This is a genomic window from Peptoniphilus sp. HCN-40583 (assembly GCF_037892835.1).
Taxonomy (GTDB): Bacteria; Bacillota; Clostridia; order Tissierellales; family Peptoniphilaceae; genus Aedoeadaptatus; species Aedoeadaptatus rachelemmaiella.
Window position 1 is genome coordinate 17,327 of record NZ_JBBKBU010000015.1, and the last position, 13,902, is coordinate 31,228.

At 52.4% G+C, this 13,902-nt stretch carries 12 protein-coding genes; 11 read left to right on the forward strand and 1 reads right to left on the reverse strand.

Features of this window, described 5'->3' with window-relative positions; all coding sequences use genetic code 11:
• From phoU to WKT05_RS05890, 5 genes are read left to right on the forward strand one after another with little or no spacing between them, the layout of a single operon-like run.
• On the forward strand, positions 1-672 hold the full coding sequence (phoU, locus tag WKT05_RS05870; RefSeq protein ID WP_215508218.1) for a phosphate signaling complex protein PhoU: 672 nt from the start codon (positions 1-3) through the stop codon (positions 670-672).
• A gap of 1 nt (position 673) precedes the next feature.
• The gene (locus WKT05_RS05875) at positions 674-1,351 is read left to right on the forward strand and encodes a response regulator transcription factor (RefSeq protein WP_340413315.1); all 678 of its coding nucleotides are present in this window, start codon (positions 674-676) and stop codon (positions 1,349-1,351) included.
• Entirely contained in the window at positions 1,348-3,069 is a 1,722-nt protein-coding gene (locus tag WKT05_RS05880; protein ID WP_340413316.1) for a sensor histidine kinase, read from the forward strand. The genes WKT05_RS05875 and WKT05_RS05880 overlap by 4 nt, the downstream gene beginning before the upstream one ends.
• A gap of 41 nt (positions 3,070-3,110) precedes the next feature.
• Positions 3,111-3,788, forward strand: a complete 678-nt coding sequence (locus WKT05_RS05885) for a response regulator transcription factor (protein ID WP_340413317.1) — start codon at positions 3,111-3,113, stop codon at positions 3,786-3,788.
• A complete protein-coding gene (locus WKT05_RS05890) occupies positions 3,785-5,206 on the forward strand; it encodes a sensor histidine kinase (RefSeq protein WP_340413318.1) in 1,422 nt (473 codons plus the stop codon). The genes WKT05_RS05885 and WKT05_RS05890 overlap by 4 nt, the downstream gene beginning before the upstream one ends.
• 80 nt (positions 5,207-5,286) lie before the next feature.
• Here the strand turns inward: WKT05_RS05890 and WKT05_RS05895 are convergent, their stop codons facing one another.
• Complete coding sequence (locus tag WKT05_RS05895) at positions 5,287-8,730, reverse strand: pyruvate carboxylase (protein ID WP_340413319.1); 3,444 nt, start codon at positions 8,728-8,730, stop codon at positions 5,287-5,289.
• Positions 8,731-8,876: 146 nt separating this feature from the next.
• Between WKT05_RS05895 and cbiB the strand changes: the two genes are divergently transcribed.
• From cbiB to cbiD, 6 genes are read left to right on the forward strand one after another with little or no spacing between them, the layout of a single operon-like run.
• Entirely contained in the window at positions 8,877-9,794 is a 918-nt protein-coding gene (cbiB, locus tag WKT05_RS05900) for an adenosylcobinamide-phosphate synthase CbiB (RefSeq protein WP_340413320.1), read from the forward strand.
• 8 nt (positions 9,795-9,802) lie between these two features.
• A complete protein-coding gene (locus WKT05_RS05905; protein WP_340413321.1) occupies positions 9,803-10,558 on the forward strand; it encodes a sirohydrochlorin cobaltochelatase in 756 nt (251 codons plus the stop codon).
• On the forward strand, positions 10,546-11,244 hold the full coding sequence (locus tag WKT05_RS05910; RefSeq protein WP_340413322.1) for a precorrin-2 C(20)-methyltransferase: 699 nt from the start codon (positions 10,546-10,548) through the stop codon (positions 11,242-11,244). Before WKT05_RS05905 ends, WKT05_RS05910 begins: the two co-directional genes overlap by 13 nt.
• Positions 11,190-12,242, forward strand: coding sequence for a pyridoxal phosphate-dependent aminotransferase (locus tag WKT05_RS05915; protein WP_340413323.1), 1,053 nt, complete (start codon positions 11,190-11,192; stop codon positions 12,240-12,242). Before WKT05_RS05910 ends, WKT05_RS05915 begins: the two co-directional genes overlap by 55 nt.
• Positions 12,235-12,855 (forward strand): precorrin-8X methylmutase, encoded by a 621-nt coding sequence (locus tag WKT05_RS05920; RefSeq protein ID WP_340413324.1) that lies wholly within the window; start codon positions 12,235-12,237, stop codon positions 12,853-12,855. Before WKT05_RS05915 ends, WKT05_RS05920 begins: the two co-directional genes overlap by 8 nt.
• On the forward strand, positions 12,852-13,898 hold the full coding sequence (gene cbiD, locus WKT05_RS05925) for a cobalt-precorrin-5B (C(1))-methyltransferase CbiD (RefSeq protein ID WP_340413325.1): 1,047 nt from the start codon (positions 12,852-12,854) through the stop codon (positions 13,896-13,898). Before WKT05_RS05920 ends, cbiD begins: the two co-directional genes overlap by 4 nt.
• Positions 13,899-13,902: the final 4 nt, after the last annotated feature.

The window sequence follows — 13,902 nt, forward strand, 5'->3', positions numbered from 1 at the left end:
ATGAGAAAACAATACGATTTGGAATTAAACGAATTAAATACCCAGTTGATAAAAATGGCTGCTGCGGTGGAACAAGCCGTGGCCGATGCCATGAAGGCATTAAAAGAACGAGACAAAAAGCTGGCCGATGCCGTATCCGAAAACGACCGTGACGTGGATCGCATGGAGCGGCAGATCGAGGATATGTGCCTCATGCTACTTTTGAAGCAACAGCCGGTGGCGGGGGATTTACGCTTTATCTCCGCGGCTTTAAAGATTATTACGGACTTGGAACGCATCGGCGATCACGCTCAGGACATCTGCGAAATTTCTCTTACCATGGACGATAAGCCTCTTTCCGTAACCACGGATTTAATCACTCGCATGTTTGAAGAATCCACGGCCATGATTAAAATGGCGGTAGACGCCTTCATCACAAAAGACGAAGACCTGGCCACCCAGTGCATCAATCACGACGACGTGGTAGACGATCTCTTTGTGCAAGTGCGGAAAAAACTCATCGGCAATTTGCAAAGTGGAAAAGAAGATCCCGAGGAATTGGTGGACCTTTTGCAAATCGCTAAGTACCTGGAGCGGGTCGGGGATCACGCGCAAAACATCGGCGAGTGGGTCATATTCTCCTTGACCGGTCACCACAAAGATTACCTGGGCGTAGAAACTTTCGGGGTGTAATATGATTTATTGTGTGGAAGACGAGGGCAACATTCGCGATTTAATCGTCTATGCCCTGAAAAACAGCGATTTCGATGTGCAGGGATTCGCTTCCGGCGAGGAACTCTTTGAAGCCATGGGCGAAAAAATGCCGTCTCTCGTGCTTCTGGACATTATGCTTCCCGGAGAAGACGGGCTCTCACTATTGAGCAAGATCCGCCGAAATCCCGCCACGGAAAAGATCCCCGTCATTATGCTGACGGCGAAGTCTTCGGAGTTGGACAAAATCGTGGGTCTGGACAAGGGGGCGGATGATTACATCGTCAAGCCCTTCAGCGTGCTGGAATTGGTGGCGCGGGTGAAGGCCGTTTTGCGCCGCACCACCCCGAAGGAAGAGGACGACGGGTCCATCGCCATCGACGGCGTCGTCATCGACAAGAAGAAGCGCACGGTGCTTGTAGACGGCGAGCCCATTAACCTGACCTACAAGGAATTTGAGCTTCTTTACTACCTTTTCAGGAACAAAGACATCGTCTTAAATCGGGAGAGCATTATGGCCCGAGTATGGGGCTACGACTTCGAAGGGGAGTCCCGCACCGTGGATGTGCACATCGCTTCTTTGCGTCACAAGTTGAAGGAGAAGGCCTCGCTGATTGAAACCGTTCGAAACATCGGTTACAAAGTAGGATATAAGGAATGAACAAAAAGATACGTCGATTCAGTTTTTTCATGGCGTTTATGATTGCCTTTATATTTCAAATAGCCGCATCCCTCGACTACCATAATCGAGGGATTCGTTCTAATGTCAATCGCCTCGACGTATTGGCAAATCGCCTGATACATACGGCAGATGAATCCGAACGCCTCCACCTTTTAAAAAACCGAAGCGTCGACAAAGACGACGGCATCGTCTACCTAAGCGGCGAAGGAAAGGTGCTTTATACCAACAGCCTTTCCGAGCGCACCGATGCCTTGGTCGACTATGCGAAACAAAGCTCCCTCAAGGAGCAGGAGAGCGCCGGCTGGGCGGTGTATTCGAAAGGCTTTCTCGAAACCCAATACATTCGCACCACGGTATTTGAAGGCGGTAGCATGCTTATCGAGGTCATGGCCCACGACAGCATGATGGCCTCCACCTTCCACTACCTGCCCTATGGGGTCATCGCCGCGGCGGCAGGAGGCATGGCCCTTTACTTGCTTTTGATCTATTGGATGGAGCGGGAAGAAGAGGAAGGGGTTTTTCTCATACAAAACTTTCGTCGCTACATTCGGGATCCGGAATACAAAATGGCGCTGAGCCCCCTCCACAAAACCTACGAAGAGGCCCTGAAAAAAGAAGCCTTGCGCCAGCGCCATCAACTGGAAAGCTTAACCTCAAGGCTCACGGGCTTAAACGACATGGTGGAGAACATGACCGAGGGAGTGATCCTCGTCGGCGAAGATCGAAAGATCGTCTCCATAAACGAGGCGGCGGTGAAGCTCTTAAACGCTTCCCTCTACATTCATTTTCAGGGCAAGGACCTCCTTTATTTGTGTCGGGAACGGGATTTTTACGACGCCTTTTCCCGCGCCTTCGACAATCAAAAAGACGACGTACAGAAAATCGCCATGGACGGCGTGGTCATTAAGTTTTTCTTCGATCCCATATTTAACGACGCCGGAGCCTTTTACGGCATGCTGATTCTAATGATCGATGAAACCCAACAGAGTTTGGCCGAGCGCAGCCGCCGGGAATTTACATCCAATGTGACCCACGAGTTAAAAACGCCCCTCACCTCCATCTCCGGCTACGCGGAGCTTTTGCGTTCGGGCATGGTGGCGGAGGAGGATCAGGAGAAGTTTCTCGATATTATTCTCGACGAATCGAAAAAGCTTTTTGAACTCATCGACGCCGTTATCAGCATGAGCCGATTGGAAGAGAAGAATCGGCCGGAAGAATACCGCGTCGTGGACATGGAGGCCTTGGTGAAGGATGTGCTGAAATCCTACGAGCCCGATGCTGCTCAGAAGGCGATCCATTTGGGCTTTCAACCGGGTCGGGACAACCGCCTCTACACCCATCCGGACCTTATGCGGGAGCTTATAAGCAATTTGGTGGACAACGCCATCGCCTACAATGTAAAAGGCGGCAATGTGCGCATCGTCTTAGACGGAGACGATGCATCAACTTTCGTCGTCACCATACAGGACACGGGCATCGGCATCTCCTACGACGATCAACGGCGCATCTACGAGCGCTTTTACATGGCGGATAAATCCCGCAGCTACAACGAAAAATCCACGGGGCTGGGTCTCGCCATTGTCAAGCACAATGTGGACAGCCTAAAGGGCACCATCGAGGTGAAGAGCCAGCTTCATCACGGCAGCACCTTCCGCCTCAGCTTTCCGAAAAAGGGCATCTATTCCGCAAAGTCATAAAGGTGGATCTATAGTATAATAGGTATCGGAAAGAGGTGCCTATGTATAAACTATTAATCGTAGACGACGAAGCAAAGATTCGGGCAGTCATTCGAACCTACGCGGAATTTGAAGGCTACGAAGTAGCGGAAGCCGTCGACGGCATGGAGGCTGTGGAAATTTGCAAGCGCGAAGATTTCGACGTCATCGTCATGGACGTGATGATGCCCCGATTAGACGGTTTCAGCGCCTATAAAGAAATAAAAAAAGACAAAGACATTCCGGTTTTAATGCTCAGTGCCCGAGGAGAAGAGTACGATAAGCTCTACGGCTTTGAAATCGGCATCGACGATTACGTGGTGAAGCCCTTTTCGCCGAAAGAGCTCATGGCCCGCCTCTCGGTTATCGCCAAGCGAAACAGCAGCGTCAAGGAAAATCACGTGCTGGAATTTAAGGGGCTTTCCGTGGATCTCGACGGCAGGGAAGTCTATGTAGACGGCAAGCCGGTGGACATGACGCCGAAGGAATTCGATCTGTTGGTCTTTATTGCCGAAAACGAAAACATCGCCTTGAGTCGTGAGAAGCTCCTCAATAAAGTATGGGGCTACGATTTTTACGGCGACGACCGCACCGTGGATACCCACATTAAAATGCTGAGAAACAGCATTGAGCCTTACCGCCACTACATCGTTACCGTGCGGGGCGTGGGCTATAAATTTGTCGGCGAGGATGAATCGTGACCCGGGAGAGTATCGTGGATCAAAAGAGCATACGGGTGAAATTTTGGCTGTACTTTTCCGTCATGGCCTTGTTTATCTTGCTTCTTTTGTGGCTTTTGCAAATCGTGTTTATCAACTCCTTTTACAAATCCATGAAAATTCGCGACACGGAAAAGGTCGGCCGCGCCGTGACCCGCCTGTTCGGCAAAGACGATTTCGAAGATACGCTCCTGCGCTACAGCTTCGAGAAAAATCTGAGCCTTCAGGTGTATAACGAGCGGGGCGGCTTGGTCTTTCCCTTAAATCCACTGGACTATATTTACCAGCCCACCATTAGCGGCGACGATTTTTTTACTTACTTTCAGCCTCTGTTAAAAAACAACAAGGTGGAAGAAACCTATGTGGCGGATTATAAAAACGATAATGCCTCCACGATTTTGTACGTGTCTTACTTAGGGGAAGAGGCGGGGCAGAAGTACTTCCTCGCCGTCTCCACCAATGTGGATCCGGTGGATTCCACGGTGGAAATACTGAAAGATCAGCTTATCATCGTAAGCATTATCTCCCTCATACTGGCATTTATTCTGTCGCTGTACCTAAGCTCCCGCCTGGCCCGCCCTTTGTCGGACATGGCGAAAACGGCGAGAGCCCTCGGCCAGGGCAATTACGATGTACAATTTAAGGAGCAGGACTACACGGAGATCAACGATTTGGCTCGCACCTTAAACTACGCCACCGGCGAATTAACCGACGCCCTTGAAATGCGAAAAGACCTCATCGCCAATGTGAGCCACGATTTCAAGACCCCCCTGACGGTCATTAAATCTTATGGCGAAATGATTCGAGATATTTCCGGCGACAACAAAGCCCTTCGGGACAAGCACGTGCAGACCATTATCGAAGAAGCGGATTACCTCACCCACTTCGTCAACGACCTGTTGGATCTATCCCGCGTGGAATCGGGCCTGGGGCAGTTGAATTTAGATGCGGTGGATCTAAAGGCGCTCACGGAAGATGTGCTCTGCCGCTTTAAAAACCTGGAGCGCACCGGCTACACCTTCGCCATCCACGGCGAGGGGCGGGCGGTATGCGACGAAAATAAAATTCGCCAGGTTATTTATAATTTCATCACCAATGCCGTGAACTACTCCACGGACAAAAAACAGATCGATATTTACATTATCGAGCAGAAAGATAAAATCACTTACTGCGTCCGCGACTACGGCCGCGGCATGGCCGATGGGGATCGTGACAAGATTTGGGAAAGATTCTACCGCGGCCGCGACAATCACGAGCGGCAAGTGGTGGGCACGGGCCTGGGTCTGTTTATCTGTAAAAACATTTTAGAGCTACACGGCTTTTCCTACGGCGTGAAGTCGAAACTCGGCGAAGGCAGCACCTTCTACTTTAAGTGCCCGAAGAGAAAAGAAGAAGTATAAAAAAGCAGCGGCTGAATCGTCGCTGCTTTTCATATGAAAAGCCCCCGGTTTTCCGGGGGCTTGTTGCATTTGTAAACAAATTATTCTTTTTCTTTTAATTCCAAAACCAATTGGCCGCTTTCCACACTGTCGCCTTCTTTGACGGAAATGTGTTCCACAATGCCGTCCATGGGGGAGATAATGTTGGTTTCCATTTTCATGGCTTCAAGAACCAAGAGGGGTTGGGATTCTTTTACTTCGTCGCCGACGGCCACGTTGATTTTCGCCACGGTGCCGGGAATGGAAGCGCCGACTTCCAGCGGATTGTTTTCATCGGCCATTAAGGTGCCGCTGCCGCCGGTAGTGGGCATGGGGCGGGTGTTGTCCGTAATGTCGATGCTGCGTCTGGAGCCGTTAATGTCGAAGGTTACGTTGCGGGTGCCGTCTTCTTTCAAACGGCCTACTTCGACTAAGGTGACGATCATTTTCTTGCCTTCGCCGACGGCCACTTCGGCGGTTTCGCCTTCTTGTAAGCCGTGGAAGAAAATGTCCGAGCCCATGCGCCAGAGTTGATCGTATTTGCTGAAATTCTTGGCGTATTCGTCAAATACCTTGGGGTAGAGGGCGTAGCTGGTGATGTCGCGCTCTGTAGGTTCGCGATCCATAATGTCTTTTAAGTGGGCTCTGTCCGCTTCGTAGTCTTCCGGATCCAGAAGTTTGCCCGGGCGAACGGTAATGGGTTTTTCGTCTTTTAAGACGATCTTTTGCAGTTTTTCCGGGAAGCCGCCGTAGGGTTGGCCCATCATGCCTTTAAAGTAGGTGACGACGGAATCGGGGTAGTCCAGATTGGCGCCTTTTTCGTAAATATTTTCAGGGGTCAAATCGTTTTGAACCATGAAGATCGACATATCGCCGACCATTTTCGAGGAAGGGGTAACTTTGATGATGTCGCCGACCATTTGGTTGACGTCTTTGTACATTTCCTTGACTTCCTTGAACTTGTGGCCTAGGCCGAAGCTTTCGACTTGGGGTTTCAAGTTGGAGTATTGGCCGCCGGGAATTTCGTATTTGTAAATTTCCGTGGTACCGCTCTTAAGATCCGATTCGAATTGTTCGTAAACGGGGCGAACGGCAGCCCAGTAGGCGGAGATGCGGTCGATGGCATCCAGGTCGATGCCCGTGCTTCTGGAGGTGTTTTCCAGCGCCGCCACGACGGAGTTTAAGGCCGGTTGCGAGGTCAGCCCGCTCATGGAGTTAATGGCCGTATCGGCAATGTCTACGCCGGCTTCTGCCGCCATTAAGACGGTGGCGACGCCGTTGCCGGTGGTGTCGTGGGTGTGGAGATGGATGGGGATGGAGACTTCATTTTTCAGCGCGCGGACCAATTTGCTGGCGGCGTAGGGTTTTAAGAGGCCGCTCATGTCCTTGATACCGATAATGTGGCAGCCCACATCTTCTAATTGTTTTGCCAGCTTGACATAGTATTCCAAGGTGTACTTGTCGCGGCTTTCGTCTAAGATGTCGCCGGTGTAGCACATGGTGCCTTCGGCGATTTTGCCGTTGGCAATGGTTTCTTCAATGGCCAGGCGCATGCCTTCGATCCAGTTCAGGGAGTCGAAGATGCGGAACAGGTCGATACCGCCTTCCGCCGATTCTTTAATGAATTTTTTGACAACATTGTCGGGGTAGTTTTTGTAGCCGACGGTGTTGTTGCCGCGAACCAACATTTGCATGAGGAGGTTGGGCATGGCTTCGCGCAAGAGATCCAACCGTTCCCAGGGATCTTCGTGGACGAAGCGATAGGCGACGTCGAAGGTGGCTCCGCCCCACATTTCCATACTGAAGATTTCGCGAATGTTGTAGTTCATGGACTTGGCGACCTTCAAAAGGTCGATGGTGCGCATGCGAGTGGCCATTAAGGATTGGTGTGCATCCCGCATAGTGGTGTCCGTTAAGAGCAGGCGGTCTTGATCCAAAATCCATTGGGAAAGCTTCTTGGCGCCAAGCTCGTCGAAGATTTGTTTGGAGCCTTTGTAGCTTTCTTCTTTAAACGGGGGAACCACCGGCACGTCGAAGGATTTTTTCGCGTCGGAATTTTCGTTGACCACGATGTTTCCGATGTGTTCCATAACGCGGAGTTCTTTGTCCGTAGACGTGTTAATGTCGAAGAGCTCCGGATGTTCGGCGATAAAGCCCGTGTCGCAGGTGCCTTCTCTGAATTCCTTCGTGTTCAATACATTGAGCAAAAAGCCGATATTGGTTTTGACGCCGCCGACTTTTAATTCGCGAAGGGAGCGAATGGATTTGTTTACCGTGTCTTCCCAGGTGCGGCCTTGGGTAATGACCTTGACCAGGAGGGAATCGTAGTAGGGGCTGATGACGGCGCCTTGGAAGCCGTTGCCGCCGTCAAGACGCACGCCGAAGCCGGAGGAGGAGCGGTACAAGGTAATTTGTCCCGTGTCCGGTGCAAAATTGTTCAGCGGGTCTTCGGTGGTGACGCGGCATTGAATCGAGAAGCCGCGGCGTTCGATGCTTTCTTGAGACGGAATGTCGATGGGCGCATCGGAAAGGGCGTAGCCTTGGGCGATTTGGATTTGGGCTTGAATGATGTCGATGCCCGTAACCATTTCGGTAACCGTGTGTTCTACTTGAATACGGGGGTTGACCTCGATGAAGTAGTGGTTGCCGGCACTGTCGACGAGAAATTCCACGGTACCGGCGGAGCGATAGCCCAGATTTTTTGTGATCTTCAATGCGTCGTTACAAATGTCTTGGCGCAGTTTGTCGGAAATGGAGAAGGCCGGCGTAAACTCGATGACCTTTTGGTGGCGTCGTTGAATGGAGCAGTCCCGTTCAAAGAGGTGTACCACATTGCCGTAGACATCGCCTAATACTTGGACTTCGATGTGCTTCGGGCGGTCCAAATATTTTTCAATAAACATGGAGTCGTTGCCGAAGGCTTTTTTCGCTTCGCTTTTGGCGGAGTGGAATTGATCCAAAAGCTCTTCTTTGCTGTTGACCACGCGCATGCCGCGTCCGCCGCCGCCGGCTGCCGCCTTAATCATGACGGGATAGCCCGCTTCTTCGGCAAATTCCAGGGCCTCTGCGTCGGAGTGAATGGCATCGTCGACGCCGGGAATGGTTTGAACGCCGGCTTCCCTGGCGATGATCTTCGAGGAAATTTTATCCCCTAATTGGCGCATGGTTTCCGCTCTCGGGCCGATAAAGGCGATGCCCGCTTCTTCGCACTTTTGAGCGAAATCGGGGTTTTCAGCTAAAAAGCCGTAGCCCGGGTGAATGGCATCGACGCCTTTGTTCTTGGCCAGATGAATGATTTCGTCGATGTCCAAATAGGCGTCGACGGGATTTTTCCCTTTGCCGATTTCATAGGATTCGTCGGCCTTTGTTCGGAACAGGGAAAGGCTGTCTTCTTTCGAATATATAGCAACGGATCGTATGCCGAGTTCACGACAAGCTCGGAAAATACGGATGGCGATTTCGCCGCGGTTGGCGACGAGAATGCGCTTAAACTTTCTTTTCTCCATAATGACCTCCTTGGTAATTATAATGGCTCTATTATACCGCTTTAGTCGAGGAAAATCCATGAAGAAACAGGTTTTTACGGGACTTCTTTCGGTTCTATTGTTTCGTACCACCGCCCATGATAAACTGAAAACAGAAAGGACGGGCCATGGAATTATTAATCGCTTGTGTGCTGGATTTTATCTTTGCGGATCCTGAGTGGCTGCCCCATCCCGTGGTGGGCATGGGAAAGATCATCGCAGCGGAATATAAAATGATTTTAAAAGCGGGGGATAGGTGGAAAAAGCCCTTGGGCATCGCCTGCGCCCTGGCGAATACGGCGGCGGTATTTCTTTTGATTCGCGGCCTTTTAGGGCTTTTCAGCGGACCTGTGAAAGCAATCCTGTCCGTCTATTTGCTTTACACCGCCGTGGCGGCAAAGACCTTGCACAAAGAAGCCCAGGTTGTGAAAAGGGCCTTGGCCACATCTGTGGAAAAGGGAAGAAAACAGTTGTCTCGCATCGTGGGAAGGGACACGGCGTCTTTAGATGAAGAGGCGATCATTAAGGCGACGGTGGAGACCGTGGCGGAAAACACCTCCGACGGCATTATCGCGCCGCTGTTTTACGGCGCCCTCTTCGGTCCCGCCGGGGCCATGGCCTATAAAATGATCAACACCATGGATTCCATGGTGGGCTACCGAAACGCCACCTATCTGTTGGCGGGCTACGGGGCGGCGAAGCTGGACGACTTGGCGAATTTGATCCCCGCCCGCCTTACGGCCCTACTCATGTGTCTTTCGGCGGGCTCGGTCTCCCTTATGAAGCGGGCTTTTTTAACGGTAAAGGAATTTCACGGCGCCCATTTAAGCCCCAATGCGGGCTGGTGCGAAGCGGCGGCGGCAGGCATTTTAGGCATCGCCCTCGGCGGCGGCCACGATTACTTCGGCGAGTATCTTTATAAGCCCACCATCGGACGGGGGATTCATCCCGTAGCGCCCGGTGCCATCGACGATGTGACAACGCTCATGTGGCGTAGCACGGTTTTTTATTTAGTTATTTACATCATCATTGATTTTTTAGTTTAGGAGAGTGCATGAAAGCATTGATTATCGCCACCTTCGGCTCCACCCACGAAGATGCCCTTCGTCGGGATTTGGATCCCGTTGTGGATGAATTAAAAGCGATGACCGATGTGCCTGTGCGGGTGGCATTTACTTCCCGCATGGTCATCGGCCGCTACGAGAAAAAGACCGGCATTCGCTACGAAAACGAAGTGGAAGCGGTGGAAGGGTTTTTAAATGAAGGGTTTCGGCCGGAAGAGATTTTTATTCAACCCCTTCACATCATCGAAGGCTTTGAATTCGACAAGCTTGTCGATTTAAGAAGCCGCGGCGTGGCCGTGGGCGAAGCCCTTTTCCACGAGGAGGCGGATTTGATTCGCTTCGTTAATGAAGCAGGCGAGCGGTTCGACGAGCCCACGGTCTTCGTGGGCCACGGCAGCCACACGGCAGCGGATAAAGATTACGACGAGCTAAACCGCTTGTTTGAAGAAAATAATCTGCCCCACCGGGTGTGTACCATCGAAGGATCCGTCGACGACAGTCTGCCCCTGGATTACATGAAAGGGCGGGGCTATAAAGAGGTGCTGCTGGCGCCCTTATTGCTTCTTGCCGGGGATCACGCGAAAAACGATATTTTCGGCGACGACGATTCCGTAAAAACTCGCTTCGAGGCGGCGGGCATCTCCGTCGCGCCGGTGGCAGGCGGCATGGGCAGCTGGGATTTTGTCCGCGCCATTTATGCGGAAAAATTCCGCACCTATTTGGAGGCGATACCATGCGAAAATTAGTGGGCATCGGCGTGGGCCCCGGTGCGGAAGATCTTTTAACCCTGCGGGCTTTGCGCTATTTGCAGGAAGCGGATCACATTTTCATTCCCCTGAACAAGGGAAAATCACGGGCCTATGAGGCGGTAAAAACATTTGTCGATGACGAAAAGGTGATTTTTCTCGACTTCCCCATGACCGAAGACATGACCGGCCGCTACCAAAAGGCCTTTGAACAGATCGACGCCGTGACGCAAGAGGGAGAGTTGACCTGCGTTCTGACTTTAGGCGACGGCACCATCTACGCCACCTTAATCGAGGTGTTGGAGGCAGGTGAGTCGGATTTTGTCGTAGAATTGGTGCCGGGCATCCCCGCCTTTGTTGCGGGCATAAACGGCGTCGTGGAGAGTTTGACGAAAAAGGGCGAGTCGTTTCTTTTGACGGATCATTTAGACGAGGCCATTCCCACGGTGGACACCATCGCCCTTTTAAAGACCACCCGCGCCGAGGAGAGCGCCGCCCGTTTGCAAGCGGCGGGGTATCACCTGCTTTATTTCGAAGCGATTGAAACGGATCGCTGGGTGGTCGCTTCAGATCCCGCGCGTTTCGCCGGCAGAAAGCAGTACATGAGCATGATTGTGGGAAGGAGACGGCCTTGGAACATGGCGGCGATACAAAAACATACGAAGGGAAGAGTACGCATCCTTTAGCGGATTTCAGCGCCAACATCAACCCCTTGGGCGTGCCTGAAATTTTGAAGGACGCCATGACACGAGGGCTCGAAGGGGCGCCTCGCTATCCGGATCGCTTTTACCGGGATCTGCGCCGGTCGTTAGGTGATTGGATGGACGTTGAGGCAGATCGCCTCGTCGTGGGAAACGGCGCCATGGAAATCATCGCTATCTGCATTTCTCTCTTTGAGACAATTTATTTGCCTACGCCGGCCTTCGGCGAATACGAAAGTATTGCAAAGGATCTGAAGAAAGAGATCGTCACTTATCCCATGAGCCATCCCTTTCGGTTGAATGTCGACGATTTTATCGCCCACATGCCTGAGGGCGCCCTCACCATTATCACCAATCCCCACAATCCCACGGGCTATACCCTTTCGGGAGATGAGGTGGCGGAAATTTACGAAGCTTGCGTCGCCCGGGGCGGGTATTTGCTCGCCGATGAGACCTTCCTCTCTTTTGTAACGGGCGGGGAAGCGGCGCAGAAGAAGGGGCTCTATCGTCCGAAGCAGATCACCGTACGGGCCGCCACGAAGAGCCACGCCCTTCCCGGCTTGCGCTTGGGCTGGGCGGTGATAAACGACGGAATACGGGAGCGCTTTTTAAAGCGGCAGCTGCCCTGGTCGGTGAACGCCGTGGCGGAAGCCTGCGGTCTGCGCTTAAAGGACTGCGACGAGTACATGGCGAAGGCCCGCGAATTTATCGCGTCGGAGCGTGAGAAACTACTGGCCCTTTTTGAAGAATCGACGATCGCCGAGGCCCTGCCCGGGAAGGCGAATTTTCTTTTGATTTGCCTGAAAGATATCCATGTCGAAGCTTGTTTTGATTTCTTTTTAAGAGAAGGCATTTTGCTCAGAACGTTTTCGGAAGCGCCCTTAAAAGATCATTACTTCCGTATGGCCATTCGCGACGAAAAAGAAAACGCACGGTTTCGAGAACGATGGACACAATTTGAAAGGAGTTGCCGGCATGTATGAAAAAAAGCCCATGGCCATTGAAAAGACGTCCATGGAAATCATCGACGAATATTTAGACGATGTGGATTTCAAAAAGGACGAGTTGCCCGTGGTGCGCCGCATGATTCACACCACCGGCGACGTGGAATACCGCCACATTATCGACATTCACGACGATTTCATGGCGGCGGCCCGGGCCGTGATAAAAAGCGGCGGCAAAGTGTACACGGACACGAACATGGTGCGGGCGGGGATCAACAAAAAATCCCTGGCGGCATCGGGTGTGGAGCTCATCACCTTTATCTCAGACGACGAAGTGGCGAAAATCGCCGCCGAGCGAAAGACCACCCGCTCCATTGTGGCCATGGAAGAGGCCGTCAAAAGGGGATGCGAAGGATTTATTATCGGCAATGCCCCCACGGCCCTCTTCCGCCTGTTGGAACTTGTGGACGAGAAGAAGGCGGATCCGAAATTTATCATCGCCGTTCCCGTGGGCTTTGTCGGCGCGGCGGAGTCCAAGGAAAAAGTGGCGGAATACCCCGTGCCCTACATTCGCACCATCGGCACCAAGGGCGGCAGCAATGTGGCGGCATCGATTTTTAACGCCCTTTTGTACGAGGACTTCAGACGATGAATAAGACCACCGTCGTGGACGGCAAGCACATGCGATTGGGCTTTACCACCGGGACCTGCGTGGTGGCGGCGGCGAAGGCGGCCATTGAAGCCCTAAAAAGGAGAGAGACGATCCATGTCGTCGAGGTCAGGGTGCCGGCGGGGGACGTGCTCATCATCGACGTCTATGAACAGAAGCGGAGCGAGAAGGCGGCCACCTACAGCGTCATTAAAGACAGCGGCGACGATCCCGACATTACGAACGGCATGGAAATTTTCGTCACCATTACAAAGACCGACACAGGGGATGTGCGCTGGGAGAAGGGCGTCGGCGTAGGAACCTTCACCGAAGACGGGCTTATGGGCAAGGCCGGGGAGCTGGCCGTAAATCCCGTGCCCCGTCGGGAGATCGAGAACTTGCTTCGCGCCAATATGGATGAAGGCATCGCCATTCGAATCGACATTCCCGAAGGGGAAGCATTGGCGAAAAGAACCTTCAATCCCCGCCTAGGCATCGTCGGCGGCCTGTCTATTTTGGGGACATCGGGCCTCGTGGTGCCCATGAGCAAAAGCGCCTATGTGGCCACCATCGATTTGGAGCTAAAGAAACTGAGAAGGTCCGGCGCCGATGCCGTGATTTTAACGCCGGGCAATTACGGCGAGGAGCGGGCGGCGGTATTGGGCCTGGACGTGGCCGTGGTGAAGGTATCCAATTACTTCGGCGACGCCCTGTGTCTTGCGAGGGATTTAGGTTTTCGGGAAATCACCTTAATGGGCCATGTGGGGAAAATGGCCAAGGTGGCCATCGGCATTTACCAAACCCACTCCGCCGTCAGTGACGGGCGCATGGAATCCATCGCCTATTACATGGCCAAGGCTGGGGCGAGTGTGGCGGAAATGGATGCGGTGGAGGCGGAAAAAACCGCCGATCAGGCCATAAAAAAAGCGGCGGCCATGGGCTATGAAAAAATCATGGATGCCATGGAGCGGGGCATCGAAAAGCGAGTGCCCTTGTACTTAAAAACCGAGGATATAAAAATCCGCGCCATTATTTACACCATGTAGGAGG

Coding starts and splice junctions, on each gene's coding strand:
- phoU (WP_215508218.1), top strand. CDS start 1: ATGAGAAAACAATACGATTTGGAATTAAACGAATTAAATACCCAGTTG.
- WKT05_RS05880 (WP_340413316.1), top strand. CDS start 1,348: ATGAACAAAAAGATACGTCGATTCAGTTTTTTCATGGCGTTTATGATT.
- WKT05_RS05875 (WP_340413315.1), top strand. CDS start 674: ATGATTTATTGTGTGGAAGACGAGGGCAACATTCGCGATTTAATCGTC.
- WKT05_RS05885 (WP_340413317.1), top strand. CDS start 3,111: ATGTATAAACTATTAATCGTAGACGACGAAGCAAAGATTCGGGCAGTC.
- WKT05_RS05920 (WP_340413324.1), top strand. CDS start 12,235: ATGTATGAAAAAAAGCCCATGGCCATTGAAAAGACGTCCATGGAAATC.
- WKT05_RS05905 (WP_340413321.1), top strand. CDS start 9,803: ATGAAAGCATTGATTATCGCCACCTTCGGCTCCACCCACGAAGATGCC.
- WKT05_RS05910 (WP_340413322.1), top strand. CDS start 10,546: ATGCGAAAATTAGTGGGCATCGGCGTGGGCCCCGGTGCGGAAGATCTT.
- cbiB (WP_340413320.1), top strand. CDS start 8,877: ATGGAATTATTAATCGCTTGTGTGCTGGATTTTATCTTTGCGGATCCT.
- WKT05_RS05895 (WP_340413319.1), bottom strand. CDS start 8,730: ATGGAGAAAAGAAAGTTTAAGCGCATTCTCGTCGCCAACCGCGGCGAA.
- cbiD (WP_340413325.1), top strand. CDS start 12,852: ATGAATAAGACCACCGTCGTGGACGGCAAGCACATGCGATTGGGCTTT.